The sequence below is a fragment of the Carnobacterium divergens genome (genome assembly GCF_900258435.1).
GTDB classification, from domain to species: Bacteria; Bacillota; Bacilli; order Lactobacillales; family Carnobacteriaceae; genus Carnobacterium; species Carnobacterium divergens_A.
Window position 1 is genome coordinate 2,110,647 of sequence record NZ_LT992558.1, and the last position, 22,196, is coordinate 2,132,842.

Genomic DNA, 22,196 nt, shown 5'->3' on the forward strand with positions numbered 1-22,196 from the left:
CTATTTTAACCATTTATGAGAACCCTTTAATTGAAAGTTTAGATAAAAATCATCCTTAGGTTGTAGGTGAACATGGATTTTTTGTCACAAAATCGTCACATTTAGATAACGGTTATTATTTTATTTTTCAAAAAAAAAAGAAAATCAGCAAGTTGATTTTCTTTTTTTAACTCTATTTTTGTTTTTCGGTTTTTGCTAGTTCTAGTAATTCTTTTGCATGTTCTAAAGTTAATTTAGTAATTTCAGTTCCTGCTAGCATTCGGGCAATTTCTTGTACTTTAGCTGGTTTTTTTAACAACTCAACATGGGTTTCTGTTCGCTCTCCCACGACCGTTTTGGAAATGAAAAGATGATGATCTGCCATTGCTGCAACTTGTGGCAAATGAGTAATACATAAAACTTGTGAATGAACAGCTACTAAATAAATTTTATTTGCAATCGCCTGTGCTACTCGTCCACTTACGCCGGTATCCACTTCATCAAAAATGATGCTGGTAATCCCTAAGTTTTGTGAGAAAATCGTTTTCATTGCTAGCATCATACGGGAAAGTTCGCCACCAGAAGCTACTTTTGCTAATGGTTTTAAGGGTTCTCCTGGGTTGGTTGCAATATAAAATTCGACTTGGTCAATTCCATGTTCGTTAAAGCTTTTGCCAGTTGTTTCTTTTGAAAGGAAGCGAACTTCAAAAATAACTTTTTCCATATAAAGCTCTTTTAATTGCTCATGAATACTGATTTCTAGCTCTTTCGCAATTTCTTGTCTTTTTTCAGATAATGCTTGTCCTTTTTTGGTCAATTGTTCTGATAATTCTTTGAGTTCCGTCGTTAATGTGTAGATATGATCTTCTCGATTTTGAATTTGGCTTAATTCAATAGTTATTTTTTCATAATAATTCATGATTTCAGCTAAAGAATCACCATATTTTCGTTTCATCTGATGAATCAGTTCAAGTCTCTTCTCGATTTCATTTAAACGATTTTCATCATAGGCTAGCTGATCCATTTCTTTTAAAATATCACTAGCTGCTTCTTGTAGTTGAAAATAACTATTGGAAATACTTTCAGAAATTTGTTTGTACTTGCCATCGATTTCTTCAATTCCACTCATTTCAGTCATCGCACTGCCAATTAAATCGATGCCACTACCTTCCTCTCCTTGCAGAGCATCATAGCTAACTGAAAGGGCACCAACAATTCGTTGATAATTAACTAATAAGTTTTTTTCTTCTTCTAGTAAATCATCTTCTCCAACAACTAGTTCAGCTAATTCAATGTCGTTGGTTTGATAGGCTAGCATATCCATTCGTTGAGCTAATTCTTGTTCGCTATTTTGCCACTTCTCATAAGTTGTTTTAGCGGTTTGGTAGGCTAGATAAGTTTGATGATAATCTCCTTTTAAGCGACTTAATGTCTCATTACCAAATTGATCTAGCATTCCTAAGTGACGTTCTGGATTCATTAATTCTTGGTGCTCATTTTGACCATGAATGTCAATCATCGTTTCACCAATCAAGCGTAAGGTAGCGATATTGACTAAGCGTCCATTCACACGACAGACATTTTTCCCATTTCGGTGAATGTCTCGTTGAATCAAAACGGTATGGTCTTCAAAATCAATATCATATTCTTTTAACAAATCAAACGTAATTGCTTCTTTATTTAATGAGAATAAACCTTCTAGGACACATTTAGATTCGCCATGACGGATAAACTCACTTGAGCCTCTTCCCCCTGCTAGTAAACCGACTGCATCAATGATAATTGATTTACCGGCACCCGTCTCACCAGTTAAAACCGTCATTCCATTTTCAAAACTTAAGGACAAATCGTGAATAATCGCGAAATTTTTAATGGCTAGTTCTTGTAACATGTTTTCACCTCTCAAAACCGTTTTTGCTTTTAATTTTTATAGTAAATGTAAAAAATGATCTTTAATTCTTGTCGCAGCTTCTGCTGATTTACAAATAATCAAGACAGTATCGTCGCCACAAATCGTTCCAAAGACACCTTCAAAACTTGAAGAATCGATTAACGAGCCTAATGCATATGCATTTCCTGGAATCGTTTTTAACACGAGAAAGTAATCCTGCATGTCAATCGAAACAAAAGCATCTTTTACCAATCGTTCTAATTTTTTTGATGTATCGTATTGTGCATCTGGTGGCATGCTGTAGCGATAGCCGCCAGTTTGTGAGGGTACTTTTACGAGATGAAGTTCTTTGATGTCTCGTGAAATCGTTGCTTGTGTGACCACGATTCCTCTTTCTTCTAATATACGCACAAAGTCCTCTTGTTTTTCAATTACATTATCCTGAATCAACTCTTGTAATAACCGATGTCTTTCTTTTTTCTTCATGATTACACCTCGTTTTCTAAAAACAGTATATTTATGCAATGATTTAACTCTATCATAACGTATTTTACTTTCGGAATAAAGAATTAAGTAAAAAATATAGCTGTTTTTAACACTAAATGTATATTCATACTCAAAAAACAGCACTAAAATAAGATTTCATTCTCATTCAGCACTGTTTTTTAGTTTATTTTTTTAAACGCTCGTAAGCACTAGCTAAAGTAGACTCTGCATTAACGCTATAATTTACAGTTCCAGTAACTTTGTCGTTCCATTTTAAATGCATTAAAAATTCAATATTGCCTTCACCACCAGTAATTGGTGAATAATCAAGAGCCATTACATCATACCCAATCCCAACTACAAATTGAATCATATCGTCTAATACTTGTTTATGAACAGCAGGGTCACGAACGATTCCTTTTTTGCCAACACCTTCACGACCTGCTTCAAATTGTGGTTTAATTAGCGCTAGCACATCGCCACCTGGTTTTAAAATCTCTTTTAGCACTGGCAAAATCAGACGCAAAGAAATAAAAGAAACATCAATTGTCGCAAATTCTGGTTGACCTTTGGTAAAGTCTTCTAATTTGCTGTGTCTAAAATTAACGCGCTCCATAACTTCTACACGCTCATCTTGTCTTAACTTCCAAGCCAATTGATTGTAACCAACATCTAACGCATAGCTCATTGTTGCACCATTTTGTAAAGCCGCATCGGTAAATCCACCCGTTGAAGAACCGATATCTAACATAACTTTATCCGTTACATCTACGTCAAATACTTCTAAAGCTTTTTCAAGTTTCAATCCGCCACGACTTACATAACGCAATGTTTCGCCTTTGATTTTCAGAACAGACTCTTGTGAGATTTTTTCACCTGGTTTGTCTAAACGTTCTTCTTTTTCATTGTAGATTTGACCCGCCATAATTGCTCGTTTTGCTTTCTCTCTTGTTTCAAATAGTCCTTGTTCGACTAATAAAATATCCACTCGTTCTTTCTTCATTCCATCGCCTATCTTTCTTCTATCAAAAGCATATCGGCAATCTCATTTAAAAGACTTGCGTCAAATACTTCATTATTTTTTTCGTAATTAAGAGCTTTTTTCGCCTGTCTTAATTCTTCATTTAATGCCTCAATGGCTCCATCTAATGTCAATAAATTAGGATAAGTACTTTTTTCATGAATCGCGTCCATGCCCGTTTCTTTCCCTAACTCCGTCACATCTCCAATAATGTCCATCACATCATCTCGAATTTGAAAAGCCAGTCCCAAATGAAGCGCGTATTGTTCAAGTGCATTTAAAGCTGATGGCGAAACTTCTCCTACAATCCCGCCAGCTATAGCTGCAAAACGTAATAATTCCCCCGTTTTTCTAGCATGAATTGCTTTTAGTTCCTTTAAAGGAACTTGTTTTTTTTCAGCTTCCATATCTGCTACTTGCCCTGCTACCATCCCAGTTGGTCCTGCCGACTTAGCTAATGCTGCAATCAGCTTCACTTTTTTATCATTTGATAAAGAACTTGTTGCAATCACTTCAAAAGCATAGGTCAATAAACCGTCACCTGCTAAAATTGCCATATCTTCACCATAGACAATATGATTGGTTGGCTTTCCTCGTCTTAGTGCGTCGTTATCCATTGCTGGTAAATCATCGTGAATCAAGGAATAGGTATGAATGTATTCTAGCCCTGTCGCAACTTCAAACCCTGTTCTTGGATCTTTGCCAAATGACTTTAGTACTGCCAATACAAGCAACGGTCGAATTCGTTTGCCGCCTGCTGAAACAGAATAGTCCATCGCATGATACAACGTTGAATTGGGTGAAAGCTCTTTTTTCAATGTATTGATTAAAAAGTCTTCAAACAAGGGCATTTGTTGCGTTTGAAAATCAATTAAGTTCATTTAGGTTACTCCTTATTCTGAATCTGTTTCAAAAAGGGTTTCTTCGCCGTTTTCATCTACCATTTTTGTTAATGTTTTTTCAGCATTTTGTAACGTTTCTTTACAAATTTTGCTCAGACCTACCCCTTTTTGGAATTGCTCTAAAGCCTCTTCTAAAGGAACGTCGCCTTGCTCTAAGTTGGTTACGATTTCTTCTAGTTGTTGCATTGCTTCTTCAAATTTAATTTGTTTTTTTACAGTCATTAGATTTCCTCAACTTTCTTAGTCACTTTTGCTTCAATTTTTCCTTTATGCAAATGAATTTCAATCACTTCATCTTTTTCAACTTGTTCGGACTCTTTAATCACTTCGCCATTTTTAGTGACATAACTATACCCGCGATCCATGATTTTTAAAGGGCTTAAATAATCAAGAGACTGCATTAAAACATGAATCGTTTGTGTTTTTTCATCCATATAGCGTCTCATTTGAAGAGACAATTGCTGGGTTAAAACTGTTATTTCTTGTTGTTTTTGCTCGACTAATTGTGTTGGATTATGGGCTTTTAACCTCAAATCCAATAAACTCAAACGATGATTATTTTGATTAATTTTCTCTTCTATATTGCGAAACAAACCCTCCGTGGCTAAATCTAAATTTTGTGCGTATCCTTCGTATAGACGCTCAGGTTGTTTAAAAATGTACGAACTTAAACTGCGATTTAGACGATGATCTAATACGTCAATTTTCCCTTTAAAGGCTTGCATTAAGCGAAGTTTTAATTGTTCTATCTTCATAAGTTCATCTGCTAATAAGGGTACGGACAACTCTGCTGCTGCAGTTGGTGTAGCAGCTCTCACATCTGCTACTAAATCAGCAATTGTTGTATCTGTTTCATGTCCTACTGAGGAGATACTTGGAGTCGTGGCTTCAAAAATAGCTCTTGCAACCATTTCTTCATTAAATGGCCACAAATCTTCAATCGAGCCGCCACCACGGGCGATAATCATCGTATCAAAATCGCCGATTTCTTCTACTAGTTTAATATTTTTAACAATATCTTTTGCGGCTTGATTCCCTTGAACTAGTGTGGGAAAAATGACTAACTGTACAATTGGATAACGTCTTTTAACTGTCGTCATAATATCTCTTACAACAGCTCCAGTTGGACTCGTTATGACAGCTATTTTTTTAGGAAAAGTTGAGATTAATTGCTTTGGTGCATCAAATAATCCTTCTAGTCGTAATTTTTTTTTAGTTTCTTCTAAAGCTTGATACAACGCACCTACGCCATCAGGTTCCATATGTTCTACGTAGATTTGATAATTGCCACTGGCTTCATATAAAGAGATGCGACCAACAATTAGGACTTTCATTCCCTCTTCAGGTGTAAACTTCAATTTTTGAAAAGCAGGCTTAAACATAATTGCGGAAATCTTAGCCTGATTGTCTTTTAAGCTAAAATATTGATGTGCATTTGGACGCATTCTGAAATTTGAAATTTCTCCTGTTAAATAGATTCGCTCTAAATAAGGATCTTGATCAAATTTACGTTTAATGTATTTCGTTAGTGCTGTAACAGTTAAATATTCTGTCGTCAAAAGGATTCCTCCTTATTTGCTTCTATTGATTTCCTTTTTTACGTGCATTTTTGATTGTTTGATAAAGCAACATTGTAATCGTCATCGGGCCTACGCCTTTTGGAACTGGTGTTAAAAATCCAGCTACTTCGCTAACTTCACTCGTTGCCACGTCTCCAATCAATTTGCCGTTTTCGTCACGATTCATTCCGACATCGATCACAACTGCACCAGGTTTGATAAATTCTTTTGTTACAAAATGACCTCGCCCTATTGCAACAACTAAAATATCTGCCTGTTTTGCAACCTCTGCTAAATTTTTTGTTTTAGAGTGAGCGATGGTAACAGTGGCATCCTCCATTAATAAAAGCTGAGCCATTGGTTTGCCAACAATATTGCTACGACCAATAATCACGGCATTTTTTCCGGCAATGTCAATATTATACCGAGCTAATAGTTTCATAATACCATAAGGAGTACATGGAATCATATCTGGCTTTCCAATTAATAATTTCCCCATATTTACAGGATGAAAGCCATCCACGTCTTTTGTTGAATCAATTGCATTTAGTACTTTATCTGCATCAATATGCTCAGGTAAAGGCAACTGCACTAGTATACCATGAAAGTCATCATCTTGATTGAATTTTTCAATTTCTTCTAATAATTCAGCTTCTGAAATCGTCGCTGGATAACGTTCTACAACAGAATGAAAACCTAGTGCAATCGCTCTTTTTTCCTTATTTTTAACGTAGGTTTGACTGGCCGGATTTTCGCCTACTAGCAGCACAACTAAACCAGGTGTAATTCCCTTATTTTTTAATTCTGTAACCATTTCTTGCATTTCAACTTGCATTTCATCTGCCAAGCCTTTACCATCCATTATCGTTGCACTCACTACTGACCCACTCCTTAAAATTCATTTTGCATTTCTATTTTACCACAATAAAAAGCTTCAAAATAGTAATAAAGGCTTTTAACAACGAAAATAACGACAATTAAAGTAAGATTTATTAAATTCATTCGTTTTTAGGATATTTTAAATGATTCCATAAAAAAAGAGACCCACAAGCAGTCTCTTTTTTTATAATTATTCAGCTAATTCATCGGCTACTTTTGCTAGAACTCCGTTAACAAATTTACGAGATTTTTCATCACTGTAAAGTTTTGTAATTTCAAGAGCTTCATTCAATGCCACTTTAGCAGGAACGTCCGTCACATAAAGCATTTCAAAAATGGCAATACGTAAAATCATTAAATCGGTTTTTGCTAGGCGTTTCATTGACCAATTGGCTAAATTTTCTTCAATTTTTGCGTCAATGACGGCTTGATGTTCTGTTACTCCTGAAGTTAATAATTCCAAATATTTAGGTACTGCAACTCTGTCTACTTCGTCAGCAAGCTCTTCGTGACTTGTTAAAGCCTGTTGCATCGCTTGATCCGCAGAAAGATCTTCGTTAGCAGCAAGTTGGAATAATGTTTGTAAAGCTTTTTCTCTAATCTCGCGTCTTGTTAAACTCACGCATCTTCACCATCTTCATCTTCTAAATCGATTAATTTTTGAATCTCAGCTTTTTCTGGGACAATTGCTACAACATGGATATTGACTTCAGTTAGTTCAATATCTGTCATAAATAATAATTGTTGACGAATTTTTTCTTGCATTTCTAACGCTACTTTTGGAACCGCAACGCCATAGTTCAAGTAACAATAAACATCTACTTTCAAGCCCTCTTCATCGACTGTTAAACGGACACCTTTTTTATGATTTACGCGTCCAAATAATTCAGTCACTCCTGAAGTTAAGCTGCCATGCATTGCATAAACGCCTTCTACTTTACTTGCTGCGATTCCTGAAATCACTTCTATTACTTCTGGTGCGATTTCAATTTCTCCCAAGCTTGCTTTATTGTCTTGTAAGGTTAATTTTGATTCTTCAGCCATAGGGCAACCCTCCACTTTTTATATAGATTGATCTAATTTTTTCGTATTAAGCTCTTGATACATATGAATTGTCTTGTGTGTTAACGATTAAAACATCGTCTACGTTGACAAAGAACGGAACGTTGATCATGACACCTGTTTCCATTTTAGCAGGTTTTGTTCCCCCTGAAGATGTATCACCGCGGATACCAGGATCTGTTTCTGCTACACGAAGCTCTACAGTATTTGGCAACTCAACTCCTAATGTTTCAGCTCCATACATGATGATTTGAACCTCCATATTTTCTTTCAAATATTTCAATTCTTCTTCAATTTGCGCTTCTTGTAATTCTAATTGATCGTAAGTTTCGCTGTCCATAAAGACATGAGCGCCACCACTTTCATATAAATATTGCATTTTACGGTTATCGATTTGTGCTTTTGCTACTTTTTCTCCTGCACGGAAAGTTTTTTCTTGAGCAGCACCTGTTCTAAGGTTTTTAAGTTTTGAACGGACAAAAGCCGCTCCTTTACCTGGTTTAACATGTTGGAATTCTACAACACGCCAAATTCCACCATCAAATTCAATTGTCAAGCCTGTTTTAAAATCATTTACTGAAATCATTTAATTTCCTCCTAGAGCTTCTCTATTCTATTTATTTAGTGTAGCATTTTTTTCTCATTCTTACTATTGAATTGTTATTTCAATCTGATTATAAAATGATTAGTTCTTTTGGTGAATGAACAATTACTTCGTTTCCTGTTGACGTAATCACTAAATCATCTTCAATTCGAACGCCACCGATTCCTGGTAAATAAATACCGGGTTCATTCGTAATCACATTACCTGGTACAAATGCTTTTTCTGCTAGTTTCGAAACATTCGGCCCTTCGTGAATCTCTAATCCAATACCATGCCCTGTTGAATGACCGAAAGCTTCACCATATCCAAAGCTCTTAATATGATCTCTTGCTACAGCATCTAGTTCTTTGCCTGTCATACCTGGTTTTGCTACTTCAAGCACTTTTAACTGAGCTTCAAGTGTAATTTGATAGATTTCTTTTAATTTTTCAGTTGGTTCACCAACAGCAATCGTTCTTGTCATGTCAGAAACATAACCTTCATAATAACAACCAAAATCTAAGGTTACAAAATCCCCTTTTTCAATCAGTTTTGAACTCGCAACCCCGTGAGGCATTGCTGAACGTAGGCCACTGGCAACAATCGTTTCAAAAGAAACGCCACTGGCGCCTAAACTGCGCATGTGAAAATCAAGTGAGTTGGCAACTTCGATTTCACTCATTCCTGGCTTGATAACGCCTAAGATATAATTAAAAGCCGCATCTGAAATGGAACATGCTTTTTTTATGGTTTCAATCTCAACGGTTTCTTTTACTTCTCTAAGACTTTCAATCAATCCTGAAACGGGTACTAAGTCTGTTTCAACTGGAATGATTTCTTCGAATAATTCGAAAGTTGTAAACGTAATAAAATCTTGCTCAAATCCCAGTGCTTCAATTTTATTTTCTTCAACTAATTTAACAACTTCATCAAAAATTGGACCTTGATTTTGAATTATTTTAAATCCTATTGCTTGTTTGGCAACTTGCTCTGTATAACGAAAATCCGTTACAAAGTAGGCTTCATCTAATGTAATCACACTTAAACCAGTTGTTCCTGTAAAATTAGAGACATAACGTAAATTATAAGGACTTGTTACTAATAGCGCATCTAAGCCTCTTTGTTTCATACCCTTACGTAATTTTTCAATTCGATTCATTGACGTTCCCTCCCAAATCTTTTTTATTTAAATGGCACTCTTTCGTTCCATACAAATTTATACAATTCATTTTATTATATCGTGAAACCCGTCTGATTACAACGAATATTCTACTTATTCTAGTCTTTTACAGCAATAAAAAAGAGCAACCATTTAATTGGGTTACTCTTTTTCTGAAAATTGAATATTTTCTTTTTCTTGATAGCTATTTTTCAATGTAATTTGTACAGCAAATTGATAGGCATCTTGTTTTACGATTTCTACTTTTCCAGACTGAAATTCAAATTTTCCCTTTGTCCAATTTTCATTACTTCCTTCTTTTAATTTTTTTTTAGTTAAAGACATCATCGTTCTAGCTTGATAGTGATCTTTCATCACCTGCAATTGTTCGTATTGATTTTGATAGATTTTCAAAGTTCCTAGTAATAATAAAGTAAGAAGGATTAGAAAAACCAATGCAGTTGGGAGTAAGGCACCTTTTTGATTCATTGTTTCAGCTCCTCTTTAAAACAAGCTGAAAGTTGATTTCGATACCTTTCTTGATTTTCAAATTGAACATCAAGAACAATTGAATGGGCTTTTTTTTGAAATGTCAGCCTTTCAACTTTTACTAAAAGTGGTTGATGCCCGCCTTTACTTGTTCTTTTGCGCACCATCTTCTGATAATTTTCATAGTAGCTAATCCTCCCTTTGGCATTTTCAGTTTGAATGTTCTCTGGCGTTACTTTAATTACGATTTGATTTTGCCACTCTTTTTCTAATTGATTTAAAAACAAATGCCACTCCAATTGGCGATCTTGAAAAGTTTGCCTTCGAATCAATTGAAATTGGCTCACACTGATTGAAAGAAGAGAGATACTTAAAACTAAGATAAAAAGGGCGCAAAGCGTTTCAATTAACGTAAAGCCCTTTTGATTAGTCAAAGTTTGTGTGAAGTAGCACTTCTTCTTTAGAAAAGTGAGTTGCTTGATCAACAACTTTAATCCCTCCTAATCCTTTATTTTCCAATAGCTTAATCTCCCATTCATGGCTGCCGGATTTCCAAACACCTGTTTCTGACATCTGTTGAGTTTGCTCGTATAAAATTCTACTAGCTTCTACTTCTAGTTTTTGTTCTTGAATATGGTGTAAGAAGCCAATTACAATTGGCAAATAAATCAAAATGCCAATCGTAATCAATAAAAATGTGATTAATCCTTCAACTAACAAATAGCCCTCATTCATTCTCCAATACTTCAAAAAAATAACGCCCACTTCCAATTTGAAATTTAAATTGATATTGCTTTTTGCTACTATTAAAATAAATTGTACTAAAACTAGACACATTCCCAGTTCCTGAATTAAAGTAAAAAACCTTATCTGTTGGTGTCGTCAGCTTTTCAGGTAAAAAACGTGCTTTATTGAAACGATGTGCTGGTTGCCCCTCTATTTCATACTTAATCTCCCCAGCTTTTAAAACAGTAATTTTCGCTCGCTCATTAGAAAGTAACGCTACGGTTTGCATACTTGTCAATTTACTTTGAAATTCTTCAAAAAATAGATTGCGTTTTACTTCTTCTACAACTGACTTAGCGATAAGTGTCGGCATCCCTAACACTATACTTGAGACAATTAAAACAAGTACGGTTTCTAATAAAGTGAACCCCTGATTGCTTTTTTTAAGATGGTCCACTAACAGCTGTCCCATTAATTTTAATCCCTTTATCTTTGGCATTTTTCACCTGCTTATGTTTCAAATAGCCTGCTTTTTCTAACATTTCAAAAGTAACGGATTCCACATTTCCTTTTTCTAATTGATACAGTTCAATTTGCGTTTCAACAACGGTCACGAGTGCATCTGTTCCTTGATGATCAATTTTTTCTTTTTGTTTTGTCACATTAGGTATTACGAGAATGAGCAACACCGAAATCACAAATAAAACCAAAATCATTTCCACTAAAGTAAATCCGTTATTGTTTAATAGTTTTTTCTTCATCCAATTCCCTCCATCATTGTAAACATTGGTAAAAGTAGTGCGAGGTAAACACATAAAATGAAAAAAGCGACAATCATAAAAATCAGTGGTTGAATCCAATTTAAGCCTTTTTCTAATTTTTCAAGAAGTTCTTTTTGACAATCTTGTCCATAAATAGCCAGTTCCGCTCCCAATTTACTCGTTGTTTCGCCATGAAAGACGATAAAGTTTATTTCTTGGTTAAAAAAAGCAAACTGGTTGAAAATTTCATTAAATTTTTTCCCTTGTGATAATTCCTCTTCCATTATCATCGCTAATTCTTGCATTAAAGGCAGTGTTTCTTTCTGCTTCATTAACTGAATGATTTCTTGCATTGAACAGCCACTTTTAAATAAATGGCTCCATTCAATACTAAAATAGGCAGTATAGTACTGTTTAACCAGCTTCCTTAAAAAAGGTACATAAGTGAAAAAGGTCGTTTTTTTTATTGCAGATAATTGAGCGAGTCGTCTATTGAATACAAACAAAATCAAGCTACCTCCTAAAACAAAATAAATAAAAATCGAAGGGAAATGCAGAATCAAACCTATTGAAAACCGACTAATAAAAGAAACTTCTTGCGTATTTTGCTGTTGAAATAATTGTTCAAAATGGGGCAGTAATAAAATTCTCATGGCTAAAACAATTCCTATCATCAACCCCATTAATAACAAAGGGTAACTAAGAATTTTCTTTAATTTTTGTTGTTGTGTTATTTTTTCTTCGATAGTCTTTCCTGTTGTCAATAAGGTTCGACCAAACGCACCATGAACTTGTGCTAAATAAAGTTGAGTTGTAATTTGCTGATTAAATTTTTTTTCTTTTAAAAGTTGATGAAATTCATGTCCTTCTCCTAGTCCTGTTATGATACTCTGAATCAACGCTTTTTCTTTTGGCATAATCATTTTTAAAAATACTAAAGCTTCTTTAAGAGTAAATCCCTCTTCTACCAATAATCCCGTTTTTATTAAGAAATAGGCTTTTCTTTTTTCAGTAAATTTTTTATCTAATTTGAAATTGCTGATAGCTTTCTTTTGTAATATATCCATACACATAGGCCTTTCTTAAGACTTCATTAAATCCATTAGTTCGTTTTTGATTAAAAATTTCTTTTTTTAGCTCTTGTAGTCTTTTTTCTAATAGTTGATAAGATAAAATTTCGTATAATGTTGCTTTTTTATGATCATGAGGAAAATGAGTACAAAAAAAGTGACAATTTCCCTCACACAATGAACACTTTTTCGCAATCAATCGTTGGCTGACAACTGCCAATAACACTTGTTGCAACTGTAGCAAACTAACACCTAATTCTAACATTCTTAAAAGAACACCTTCTGTATCTTTTGCATGAATACTAGCTAAAATTAAATGCCCTGTTAACGCGCCACGCAGAACATTTTTAGCGGTTTGGCTATCTCTAATTTCTCCCACAATCAAAATATCTGGATGATGCCTTAAGCTTGCTTTTAAAATTACTTCATAGGTAATACCTGCTTCTTCGTTAAGCTGGGTTTGAAGAAATTCTGGTTGTTCTATTTCCACAGGGTCTTCTATCGTAATAACTTGACTTTGCTTTTTATCGACTTGTTCTTTGACTAATTGATACATGGTCGTCGTTTTTCCTGAACTTACCGGACCTGAAAATAAAATTAAACCACTTTTAGCTGATACTAATTGCTGTAGCTCTCCAATTGCTTTTGGGAAAAAGGTTGTTTCTTCTAATTTGCAGTCTTGTTTACTCAGTAATAGACGAATCACCATTGACTCTTGGTAATTAAAATTTGTGATTGTTGAAAAACGTAATGATTTTTGTAGTTCTCCTATTTCAAATTCAGCTGCGCCACTTTGTGGTTTACGTTTTTCACTGACCTCCATATTGGCTAAAAATTTAAAATACGCTATCAAACGGGAGCCTAACTCTATAGTTACTTTTTGCCATTCAATTAGTTCGTTACTTGTTCTAAAGTAAATACGATAATGGTTCCTTGTCGGCAAGATATGGATATCACTTGCGCCTCTTTTTGCTAAATTTTTAATCAAATGTTTTGCAAATTCTTCAATCGATTTACTCATTATTTCCTCCTTTCCTACTCATTAATAGTATTCGCAAATTTGTCATGCTTCCTTTTTTTTAATAAAAATAGAGACAACGATATGTATTTGACAGATTCGGGAACGAATGAAACAAAATTGATTACGTATGCCACCTATTCAGAAAATAGGTGGTCTTTTTAATACAAAAAAAACCTCTACAACAGCGTAGAGGGGAAGACATTAGATTGGTATAAACTAGCACACATTTTCCTACCTTATTTACGTACCACTAGCACATCACATAACGCATGGGTTACTACATAACTTGATACGGAGCCCACTAGAACAAGCTCAACTGCATTTTTACCTGTAGCACCTACAATAATTAAGTCGCTATTTTCTTTTTCAGGGATATGGGTGGCAATTAATTTTTTAGGACTTCCAATTTTGAATATACTCCGAACATGGTTCAGCTCTTTTTTTGCTTTACTTGATAAATCAGATAAATTCTCTTCAATTTTTTGTTCTTCAATATTTAATACATAAGCAAATTCTTTGAGATTCTGAGTGATATTGTTTAACCCCTTATTGTCATCTAAGACTTGCACAATAACTAACTCTGCATTGTTTCGTTTAGCAACTTCTACCGCTTTATAAAACGCATGCTTCGATTGCTCCGATCCGTCCACCGCTACTAAGATACGTCGATATTCATTTTCCATTTTCTTCGCCTCCCCTTTTCTTTATTATAGCGGTTACAGTTTTAAATGTACAAAAATACCCTCTAGTTGGTAGGGAGGCTGCTGAAAAAGTAGAATAATTTAAGCTATCTAAAAACAAAGTTTTTTTAGATAGCCTTTTTATAGATGGTCTTTTTTTGGGATTTTCTAAATCCATGATTACTCTGGTTTTTTCTTTCTTCATTCAACATCCTTTTCTGCTTTTATAGTTTAAAATAGCTTTAAAATATTTTTCTGTTCTTTTCGAATTTGATAACCTGATTTTTCATAAAAACAATGAGCTTTGTGACGTTCAACACCAGAATGCAGAATCACTCCATCCATTCCATGATCTTTGCTCCAGTCCTCCACACGTTGTAACAACTGACTGCCAATTCCTTTTGAACGACTATTTTCATCTACTACTAAAGCGATTAAATACGTTAGTGGTTCAAATAACAAAGAATCTAATACTAGCCACTGAGCAAAACCTAAAATTTCTCCATTACTCGCTTCGGCTACTATAATGGTTGTACTGTTGGCTTTCTCTTTTTTGATTTTAGTTAGTCGCCTTGCTGTTTCTTCCACACTCATTGGGTAGCCTAACTGATTTAACAATCGATTGATTGATTGCTCATCTTGTTGTTGCATTTCACGTATTTCCATTGATTCCCCTCCTAAATATTTATTTATTTAATGCGTTAAAAAATGCCTCTACTACTTGTTGAAGGACTTTATTTTGTTGTTTGGGTTTGATTAAATACAGTTCCCTTTCTAACGGTTCTTTGAGGGATTCAAAGGGAATAGTTCCTACTGCTTGTTTAGATATGAGTGTTTTCCCAATGCCTTTTTCTAATAATTTTATGATCATTTCGTTGCTTTCAATAATCATTTTTTGTTGTGGTTGAATATTGTAGGTGTCGAAATAATCCATCGTAAAATGATGAATGCCAGATCCTTTTTCTCGGATGAGCCACAAGGTCTCCTCTTTTTTACCGGCTACTACTAATTCATCTTTTAGAAAAGGAACTCGCTCTAATTCCGTTGTGGTAAGAGCGGCTTCAATAAAACCAAAATCCCACATTCGTGTTTCAACTTTTTTTAAAACATCCTCTGAATTGCTTAGATAGACTTCAAAATCAACTAATGGAAATTGTTCTTGAATATCCTTTAAAATCGCTGGCAAATAATGAACAGCAATCGTATGAGAAGCGCCAATTTTACACGTCGTTCGTAAAATACCTTTTAAAGACTGGACTTCGTGAATCGAATCTTCCCACAGTTCCAGCATTTCCTTACATTGAATATAAAACAATTTGCCACTTTCAGTTGGGCTCATTTCTGTTCGACCATTGCGAACAAAGAGCGGCGCTCCAACTATCTCTTCTAGTTTGTGAATTTGAGTGGAAACAGTCGGTTGAGAAATAAACAGCTTCTCAGCTGCAACGGTAAAATTTAGTTCTTCATAAACAACTTTATAGGTCTCTAAAAATTTGAACATGTTTTTTAACCCTTTCCATAAAAAAAAGTAATTGAAATCATTTAAAATAACTATTTCCATAATAATACCATATCCCGTATACTTTAGTCATTAGATTAAAGGAGCTGTACAATAAATGAATACAATCAAATCTTATTTTCCTGGGCTATTGCTAGCCAGTTGCGTCGCTTTAATCAGTAAAGGGATTGCTCTTATTTTCCCTAGCTTAGGGGCTGCAACATTTGCGATTTTAATTGGTATTTTTTTAGGGAATACTTTTTTTAAAAGTTCAATTTATGCAAATGGTACAAAATTTTCAGAAAGTAATTTGTTAGCTTATTCCATCGTGCTACTTGGCGGCACGATTACCTTTCAAACAATTTCATTATTAGGTGGACATGGTCTTTTATTTATTATGCTGCAAATGACTGGAACGATTTTTGCAGCGATCTATTTAGGGAGGAAACTCGCTTTTTCACAAAATATTCGACTATTAATGGCTAGTGGAAATGCAGTATGTGGCTCATCCGCAATCGCTTCTACTGCTCCTGTCATTGATGCTAACGAAGAAGATCGAGGCTTAACGATTACTATTGTGAATTTAATGGGAACGGTTTTAATGTTAATTTTGCCACTAATCAGTCTCTTCTTGTATCAGCAAGATACCTTAAAAAGCTCGGCTTTAATTGGTGGCGTGTTGCAATCTGTTGGCCAAGTAGTTGCTAGTGGCAGCATGGTTAATCCTGAAATTTTAGCAATGGCAACGATTTTTAAAATTGTTCGAATTTTATTTTTAGTTGTCGTTGTTTACGCTTTTGGACGCTACAAACAAAAATCAACTACATCGATTCAAAAGCAGTCCCCAAAAAAAATGGTGAAGATTCCTTGGTATGTAATTGGCTTTTTTATAGTTTGCTTCTTTCGCAGTATTGGGTTTATCCCTGAGTTTGCAAGTTCTTTGATGCATAGCATCAGTAGTTGGTTTGAAATTATTGCCCTTGCAGGAATTGGCTTACGCTTAAATTTTAGTCATTTATTAAAACAAGGCAACCGCTTGATTGTCTATGGTTTGACTCTTGGAACGGTACAAGTTTTGCTTGCTATGGCGCTGATTTCACTTCTGTTTTAATCAATTGTCCTCTTGCCTATTAAACGGTTTTATGCTATATTTTCACTAATTGATGTTACGTAAAACAACACTTAAGAGTGAGAAATATTCGTGTTTCACTATAAGGCTCCAGTGATTTGAACGCAATCACTTGGTGTCTTCTTTTTTGGGAATCACGTCAATTGGGAGAGGAGAAAAAATGACAAAAAAACAGATTTTAAATTTAGTAAAGATTATAGTAGGAGCTTTTATTTTTTCTCTTGCTGTAAATGTTTTTGCTTTGCCAAATAAACTTGGTGAAGGTGGAGTAACAGGTTTAACGATGGTTCTTTATTATTTATTTGCTTGGGCGCCAGCCTTAACAAACCTGTTATTTAATAGTGTTTTACTAGTAATTGGTTATAAATATTTGGATAAAAGTACTGTTTATTTAACCATTTTAGCAGTCGCTATTTTTTCATTCTTTTTACGAGTGACCGAAAGCTGGCATTTTTTGACCGATCAAACGATTATTGCAGCCATCACCGCAGGAACTTTGATGGGGACAGGAATGGGCTTGATTATGTTAGGTGGTGGCACTACTGCTGGAAGTGCTATTTTAGCGAAGCTAGCGAATAAGTACTTAGGTTGGAATACAAGCTATGCCTTGTTATTTTTCGACTTGATTGTTGTGGTTCCATCGGCTTTTGTTATTGGGCTTCAAAATATGTTATTTACAATCGTTTCGCTCTACGTATCTACAAAAGTCCTAGACTTCTTATTGGAAGGATTTAATCCTAAAAAATCTATTACCATTATCTCAGATCAACATGATTTAATTGCTCGAGATATTGAAAAAGAATTAGAACGCGGCATAACTGTTTTTCATGGTCATGGCTATTATTTCAAACAAAATAAAGATATTTTATATACAGTTGTTAGCCGTCAACAATTATTACAAGTCACTAAAATTGTCAATAAGTATGACCCAAAAGCCTTTTTCATCATTAATGATGTTCAAAGTGTCGAAGGGGAAGGTTTTACGAAACAAATTACGAGTGAATAAAAAAAGATCCTCTTAAGAGGATCTTTTTTTACATTTCAGCATTATGAAAGACTTCTGAAACATCATCGTCATCTTCCAATTTATCTAACATGGTTTGAAACAACTCCGCTTTGTCTGCAGGTAATGCTGCGGTTGTTTGAGGAACCATCGTGATTTCAGCTTGAGCAAGTTTGTATCCCTCTGCTTCAAGTGCATCCCGTACGGTTGTAAAATCAGTTGGATCTGTATAAATTTCGAAAACCTCTTCACTTGTCTCCAACTCTTCGCCACCTGCTTCTAAAACGCTCAGCAACATGGTATCTTCGTCCACGTCTAAGCCTGCTCGTTCAATCGCTAGATAACCTTTACGATCAAACAGATACCCCACAGAGCCGGTTTCACCAATTGAACCACCATTTTTATTAAAGGCTACTCGAACATTGGTTGCAGTCCGATTGCGATTATCGGTTAAAGTATGAACTAAAACCGCAATTCCATTTGGGCCATATCCTTCATAAGTGATTTCATCATAGTGCTCGCCTTCACCTGTTTGGCTTCCCTTTGTGATCGCTCTTTTTACATTGTCATTTGGCATATTCGCAGCTTTAGCTTTATCAATCATCATACGCAATTGCGGGTTGATACCAGGGTCAGGTCCACCACTTTTAACGGCCATATAAATTTCTCTTGATATTTTCTGGAAAATTTTACCACGTTTAGCATCTTGTGCATTTTTACGTCCTTGGATGTTGCTCCATTTTGAATGTCCTGACATTCCTGTTCCCTCATTTCATCGTGTAATGTGCTTCTCTTCTATTTTATCAACTAAATCTTTTTTTACAACTCTCATGTTATTCCGCTACATAATGCATTTGGACAAGATCTTTGTATTGTCTTAGCTCACTTAATTTAAACCGTTTTTCTAAATAATTGCCAGAAAATAAGGGAACGCCTTCTCCGATTAAAACCGGTGCAATGGAAAGAATCAGTTCATCAACTAAATCTTTTTCTAAAAATTGAGCGATTAAATTTCCACCACCAATTAAAAAGATATCTTTCCCTTCTTTTTCTTTTAAGCTCTCAACTAAATGGACAATATCACCATCAACAAAAGTAACTTCTGGATGCCCTTCTTTTGGTGCGTGACTGGTTACAACGTAATTGTCATAGTCCTCATATGGAAAGGGTACATCAAAACCTAAGACTTCGTCATAAGTAGTTCGCCCCATAATGGTTGTATCTACTTGCTTCATAAAAGCATAGTACCCATTATCACCATCATTTTCAGTTTGATACAACCAGTTCAAATCGCCATTCTTTTTAGCAATTTTCCCATCAAGAGAAGCTGCAATATATAAAATTACCGAACGTTTCATTCCTTTTCCTCCTTATTTGCGTTTTCTATTTTTTCTCAAGCGAACAAAAAGATAGACCATTAAAATACCGGTTAAAGCCCCCACACTATCTAAAATAACATCTTGAAATAGAGGCGTTCGTTCTGCTGTAAAGCTCTGGTGAAATTCATCAAATGAAGCATACCCTGCTGCTAACAGCCAAGAAATTAAAAATGCCAACTCAGTTGAACGCATCTTGCCTTTTAAACCTAAAAACCAAAAGAGGCCAAGTAAAAAATACGTGCCAAAATGGGCACCTTTTCGAATGAAAAATTCGACAAAATGTGAATAACCTTTCGTAGCAATACTAACTTCACTTCCTGCGTAATTAAAATGAACCGTACTCAAAAGATCTTTTAATGGCTCATTTTTCAATAACGTTTCTAGCATTGGTGCTACTGTTTGCTTACTATAAGGCTGTGATGAACTATAAAAGAGAATCCCCATAATTAAAATAGCCAAAAGAATAAAAAGATTTTCTTTTGAGGATGTTTTTTTCTTCATTTGATTTCCTCCAATTTCAATATCTGCTCTATCAGTTTACTATTTTTCACAAAAAAAAGCACCCTTCTCCCTTAAGAAAAGAGTGATTCTAATTAAATTCTACGATTCGCTTGTTGACGTAACTCGTCTAATCCAAATACAAGCAGCCAGATTAATGCAACAATTAACATGAGTGCAAATGCTCCTGAAATAAAGGCTCCATAAACTAACGCACCTACGCCTGTATACCAAGCAATTTTCCCCAACTGACTATTTTGAATTCTCTTTGCTAACGTCATTACAATAAAACTTCCGATAATAACTAGTAATAATAGCGGTCTTGTTACAATACTTGAAAGCATTGATAATGCTAACACACCTTCAATTAATAAAAATAGTTTAAAATTACGACTCATGTTTCTTCCTCTTTTCCATTTAAGTGATACTCTTAGTTTAGCTGTTCTTTATCAGCTATACGACCGACAAAAGCCGGAACTTCTTCTGCAACTTAAGGCTGATTTTAGATGATAAAGTTTATTTTCATATTTTGAAAAAGTGAGTTATAATAGATTTATTAGAATTCAGAAAGGATGTCATGAATGACTTATCATATTAATTGGGATTTAGATTCAATTTTCCCCGGAGGTAGCACCTCTGTAGCATTGCAAGAAAAGATTACACGATTACACACTCAGCTAGAGGATTTAACAAGCCAGGTACAAGCTTGGGATTTTAACCAAGATCAGCCAAATGTTTCTCAATTTTCAGCTATTTTAACTTTAGAAGAAAATATTTCAATGGGACTAACTCAAGCTTTTAGTTTTATTGAAGCCGTTCAATCCGCCGATGTCTCTGATAAAAATGCAGGCACTGTTACAGGTCAATTATTAGAGTTAAATAGCCAATTTCAAACAATCCATACGATTTTAGTTAAAAAATTAGTTCTTATTTCTGAAGATAAATGGCAAGAATTGCTTCAAATCCCTTCATTTAAAGCTATCGCTTTTAGTCTAAATGAAACAAGAGAAGACGGCAAAGAATTATTAAGCGAAGCCGAAGAAGCTTTAATCAACGCTTTAAGTATCGATGGTTTCCAAGGTTGGAGCGACCATTACGACAGTTTAGTTGCAACGATTGAAATTCCTTTTGAAGAAAAAGATGGTTCGGTTTCTCTTCTTTCTGCTGGACAGGCATTCAATAAAATGAGTGATGATCCTGATAGCGCTGTTCGGAAACAATTATTTGAAAAATGGGAAGCTGTCTGGACAAAAAAAGCACCCTTGTTTGCAGATACTTTAAATCATTTAGCTGGTTTTCGATTAGCCAACTACAAAGCTCACCATACAACAGACTTTTTAAAGAAACCTTTGCGTTATAATCGAATGAAAAAAGAAACTTTAGATGCGATGTGGCAAGCCGTAAGGGATCACAAAAAACCATTTATTGACTATCTGAATCAAAAAGCAACACTTTTTGGAAAAACACAATTATCATGGGAAGACATTGATGCGCCAGTCATTATTGGCTCAAACAAACCACAAGTTTATCCTTTTGATGAGGGTGCTGATTTTATCGTTGCCAACTTTAGAAAATTCAGTACAAAAATGGCTGATTTTGCACAATACGCCTTCGACCATTCTTGGATTGAGGCAGAAGATCGTAGTGGAAAACGCCCTGGCGGTTACTGTACAGGTTTCCCTGAAAGTAAAGAATCACGAATTTTTATGACGTATTCAGAATCTCCAAGTGATGTCTCAACGTTGGCTCATGAGCTAGGTCATGCTTTCCATTCTGACGTGATGAAAGACTTGCCAATCCTCAACCAAGATTATGCGATGAACGTTGCTGAAACAGCCAGTACATTTGCTGAAATGATCGTTGCAGACGCTACTGTCAAAGAAGCTACAACAACGGAAGAAAAAATCATGCTCTTAGATACAAAAATTTCAAGTAGCATCGCGATGTTTTTAAATATTCATGCTCGCTTTATTTTTGAATCTAATTTTTACAAGGAGCGCCAAACTGGAATCGTCTCTGAAGAGCGCATTTCTGAATTGATGGAAGAAGCCCAAAAAGAAGCTTTCCAAGATTCCTTAAGTCAGTACCATCCGCATTTTTGGGCTAGCAAGTTGCACTTCTTTATTTCAGATGTGCCCTTCTACAACTTCCCTTATACCTTTGGCTATTTATTCAGTTTAGGAATCTACGCTCGTTCGTTAGAAGAAGGAGCCGATTTTGAAGATAAGTATATTGCCTTATTAAAAGACACTGCTTCAATGACAACAGAAGAGCTAGCGATGAAACACCTTGACGTAGACTTAACAAAACCTGATTTTTGGGTTGCAGGAATCAAACTGATGGAAGCGGATGTACAAGAATTTATTGAGTTAACCAATAATCTTTAATCCCTTTCTTTATAGAAAATACCTCTATTTTTTC

Annotated in this window: 29 protein-coding genes; 3 read left to right on the plus strand and 26 right to left on the minus strand. The window is 35.0% G+C overall.

Annotation, left to right across the window (positions count from 1 at the left end; genetic code table 11):
• Positions 1 to 172 precede the first annotated feature (172 nt).
• From recN to CDIMF43_RS10680, 22 genes are all read right to left on the minus strand, one after another.
• Entirely contained in the window at positions 173 to 1,870 is a 1,698-nt protein-coding gene (gene recN / locus CDIMF43_RS10575; protein ID WP_109841944.1) for a DNA repair protein RecN, read from the minus strand.
• A gap of 36 nt (positions 1,871 to 1,906) precedes the next feature.
• The gene (gene ahrC / locus CDIMF43_RS10580; protein ID WP_034568869.1) at positions 1,907 to 2,356 is read right to left on the minus strand and encodes a transcriptional regulator AhrC/ArgR; all 450 of its coding nucleotides are present in this window, start codon (positions 2,354 to 2,356) and stop codon (positions 1,907 to 1,909) included.
• A gap of 184 nt (positions 2,357 to 2,540) precedes the next feature.
• Positions 2,541 to 3,359 carry a TlyA family RNA methyltransferase gene (locus CDIMF43_RS10585; protein ID WP_109841945.1) on the minus strand — a complete coding sequence of 273 codons (819 nt, stop codon included), beginning with the start codon at positions 3,357 to 3,359 and terminating at the stop codon, positions 2,541 to 2,543.
• Positions 3,360 to 3,367: 8 nt separating this feature from the next.
• Positions 3,368 to 4,258, minus strand: a complete 891-nt coding sequence (locus CDIMF43_RS10590) for a polyprenyl synthetase family protein (RefSeq protein WP_109841946.1) — start codon at positions 4,256 to 4,258, stop codon at positions 3,368 to 3,370.
• A gap of 12 nt (positions 4,259 to 4,270) precedes the next feature.
• Entirely contained in the window at positions 4,271 to 4,501 is a 231-nt protein-coding gene (locus tag CDIMF43_RS10595) for an exodeoxyribonuclease VII small subunit (protein ID WP_074403292.1), read from the minus strand.
• Positions 4,501 to 5,838, minus strand: a complete 1,338-nt coding sequence (gene xseA, locus CDIMF43_RS10600; protein WP_109841947.1) for an exodeoxyribonuclease VII large subunit — start codon at positions 5,836 to 5,838, stop codon at positions 4,501 to 4,503. Before xseA ends, CDIMF43_RS10595 begins: the two co-directional genes overlap by 1 nt.
• Positions 5,839 to 5,860: 22 nt before the next feature.
• Complete coding sequence (locus tag CDIMF43_RS10605; protein WP_167554678.1) at positions 5,861 to 6,700, minus strand: bifunctional methylenetetrahydrofolate dehydrogenase/methenyltetrahydrofolate cyclohydrolase; 840 nt, start codon at positions 6,698 to 6,700, stop codon at positions 5,861 to 5,863.
• 207 nt (positions 6,701 to 6,907) lie between these two features.
• Positions 6,908 to 7,339, minus strand: coding sequence for a transcription antitermination factor NusB (nusB, locus tag CDIMF43_RS10610; protein ID WP_034568858.1), 432 nt, complete (start codon positions 7,337 to 7,339; stop codon positions 6,908 to 6,910).
• Positions 7,336 to 7,761, minus strand: a complete 426-nt coding sequence (locus CDIMF43_RS10615) for an Asp23/Gls24 family envelope stress response protein (RefSeq protein WP_074403294.1) — start codon at positions 7,759 to 7,761, stop codon at positions 7,336 to 7,338. Before CDIMF43_RS10615 ends, nusB begins: the two co-directional genes overlap by 4 nt.
• A 46-nt stretch (positions 7,762 to 7,807) precedes the next feature.
• Positions 7,808 to 8,365: an elongation factor P gene (efp, locus tag CDIMF43_RS10620; RefSeq protein ID WP_034568854.1), complete on the minus strand. Its 558-nt coding sequence runs from the start codon at positions 8,363 to 8,365 to the stop codon at positions 7,808 to 7,810.
• Positions 8,366 to 8,453: 88 nt separating this feature from the next.
• Positions 8,454 to 9,521, minus strand: a complete 1,068-nt coding sequence (locus tag CDIMF43_RS10625) for a M24 family metallopeptidase (RefSeq protein WP_109841949.1) — start codon at positions 9,519 to 9,521, stop codon at positions 8,454 to 8,456.
• A 162-nt stretch (positions 9,522 to 9,683) separates the two neighbouring features.
• A complete protein-coding gene (gene comGG, locus CDIMF43_RS10630) occupies positions 9,684 to 10,010 on the minus strand; it encodes a competence type IV pilus minor pilin ComGG (RefSeq protein WP_109841950.1) in 327 nt (108 codons plus the stop codon).
• A complete protein-coding gene (gene comGF / locus CDIMF43_RS10635) occupies positions 10,007 to 10,498 on the minus strand; it encodes a competence type IV pilus minor pilin ComGF (RefSeq protein ID WP_082985799.1) in 492 nt (163 codons plus the stop codon). The genes comGG and comGF overlap by 4 nt, the downstream gene beginning before the upstream one ends.
• Positions 10,437 to 10,745, minus strand: a complete 309-nt coding sequence (locus CDIMF43_RS10640; RefSeq protein ID WP_109841951.1) for a hypothetical protein — start codon at positions 10,743 to 10,745, stop codon at positions 10,437 to 10,439. The genes comGF and CDIMF43_RS10640 overlap by 62 nt, the downstream gene beginning before the upstream one ends.
• Positions 10,738 to 11,235: a competence type IV pilus minor pilin ComGD gene (gene comGD, locus CDIMF43_RS10645; RefSeq protein WP_109841952.1), complete on the minus strand. Its 498-nt coding sequence runs from the start codon at positions 11,233 to 11,235 to the stop codon at positions 10,738 to 10,740. Before comGD ends, CDIMF43_RS10640 begins: the two co-directional genes overlap by 8 nt.
• Entirely contained in the window at positions 11,180 to 11,497 is a 318-nt protein-coding gene (gene comGC, locus CDIMF43_RS10650) for a competence type IV pilus major pilin ComGC (RefSeq protein ID WP_074403300.1), read from the minus strand. Before comGC ends, comGD begins: the two co-directional genes overlap by 56 nt.
• The gene (comGB, locus tag CDIMF43_RS10655) at positions 11,494 to 12,564 is read right to left on the minus strand and encodes a competence type IV pilus assembly protein ComGB (protein ID WP_162532933.1); all 1,071 of its coding nucleotides are present in this window, start codon (positions 12,562 to 12,564) and stop codon (positions 11,494 to 11,496) included. Before comGB ends, comGC begins: the two co-directional genes overlap by 4 nt.
• Complete coding sequence (gene comGA, locus CDIMF43_RS10660) at positions 12,518 to 13,588, minus strand: competence type IV pilus ATPase ComGA (RefSeq protein ID WP_109841954.1); 1,071 nt, start codon at positions 13,586 to 13,588, stop codon at positions 12,518 to 12,520. The genes comGB and comGA overlap by 47 nt, the downstream gene beginning before the upstream one ends.
• Before the next feature lie 236 nt (positions 13,589 to 13,824).
• Positions 13,825 to 14,271, minus strand: a complete 447-nt coding sequence (locus tag CDIMF43_RS10665; RefSeq protein WP_074403303.1) for a universal stress protein — start codon at positions 14,269 to 14,271, stop codon at positions 13,825 to 13,827.
• Entirely contained in the window at positions 14,261 to 14,473 is a 213-nt protein-coding gene (locus CDIMF43_RS10670) for a hypothetical protein (protein ID WP_074403304.1), read from the minus strand. Before CDIMF43_RS10670 ends, CDIMF43_RS10665 begins: the two co-directional genes overlap by 11 nt.
• Positions 14,474 to 14,499: 26 nt before the next feature.
• Positions 14,500 to 14,934 (minus strand): GNAT family N-acetyltransferase, encoded by a 435-nt coding sequence (locus CDIMF43_RS10675; protein WP_074403305.1) that lies wholly within the window; start codon positions 14,932 to 14,934, stop codon positions 14,500 to 14,502.
• A 19-nt stretch (positions 14,935 to 14,953) separates the two neighbouring features.
• The gene (locus CDIMF43_RS10680) at positions 14,954 to 15,769 is read right to left on the minus strand and encodes a LysR family transcriptional regulator (RefSeq protein WP_074403411.1); all 816 of its coding nucleotides are present in this window, start codon (positions 15,767 to 15,769) and stop codon (positions 14,954 to 14,956) included.
• A gap of 115 nt (positions 15,770 to 15,884) precedes the next feature.
• On the opposite strand from CDIMF43_RS10680, the gene CDIMF43_RS10685 reads away from it, so the two are divergent.
• Together CDIMF43_RS10685 and CDIMF43_RS10690 are read left to right on the plus strand one after the other, a co-directional pair.
• Positions 15,885 to 16,877 carry a YeiH family protein gene (locus CDIMF43_RS10685; protein WP_109841955.1) on the plus strand — a complete coding sequence of 331 codons (993 nt, stop codon included), beginning with the start codon at positions 15,885 to 15,887 and terminating at the stop codon, positions 16,875 to 16,877.
• 178 nt (positions 16,878 to 17,055) lie between these two features.
• On the plus strand, positions 17,056 to 17,901 hold the full coding sequence (locus CDIMF43_RS10690) for a YitT family protein (protein ID WP_034568835.1): 846 nt from the start codon (positions 17,056 to 17,058) through the stop codon (positions 17,899 to 17,901).
• A gap of 28 nt (positions 17,902 to 17,929) precedes the next feature.
• Here the strand turns inward: CDIMF43_RS10690 and CDIMF43_RS10695 are convergent, their stop codons facing one another.
• The 4 genes from CDIMF43_RS10695 to CDIMF43_RS10710 all read right to left on the minus strand — a co-directional run bounded on the left by CDIMF43_RS10695 (position 17,930) and on the right by CDIMF43_RS10710 (position 20,173).
• Positions 17,930 to 18,655, minus strand: coding sequence for a YebC/PmpR family DNA-binding transcriptional regulator (locus CDIMF43_RS10695; protein ID WP_109841956.1), 726 nt, complete (start codon positions 18,653 to 18,655; stop codon positions 17,930 to 17,932).
• A gap of 76 nt (positions 18,656 to 18,731) precedes the next feature.
• On the minus strand, positions 18,732 to 19,256 hold the full coding sequence (locus CDIMF43_RS10700; protein WP_074403308.1) for a dihydrofolate reductase family protein: 525 nt from the start codon (positions 19,254 to 19,256) through the stop codon (positions 18,732 to 18,734).
• 12 nt (positions 19,257 to 19,268) lie between these two features.
• A complete protein-coding gene (locus CDIMF43_RS10705; protein WP_074403309.1) occupies positions 19,269 to 19,778 on the minus strand; it encodes a VanZ family protein in 510 nt (169 codons plus the stop codon).
• 92 nt (positions 19,779 to 19,870) lie between these two features.
• Positions 19,871 to 20,173 (minus strand): DUF7649 domain-containing protein, encoded by a 303-nt coding sequence (locus CDIMF43_RS10710; protein WP_109841957.1) that lies wholly within the window; start codon positions 20,171 to 20,173, stop codon positions 19,871 to 19,873.
• Between the two features lie 183 nt (positions 20,174 to 20,356).
• Here CDIMF43_RS10710 and CDIMF43_RS10715 point away from each other — a divergent pair, with 183 nt between their 5' ends.
• Positions 20,357 to 22,162: a M3 family oligoendopeptidase gene (locus CDIMF43_RS10715; RefSeq protein WP_109841958.1), complete on the plus strand. Its 1,806-nt coding sequence runs from the start codon at positions 20,357 to 20,359 to the stop codon at positions 22,160 to 22,162.
• Positions 22,163 to 22,196 lie beyond the last annotated feature (34 nt).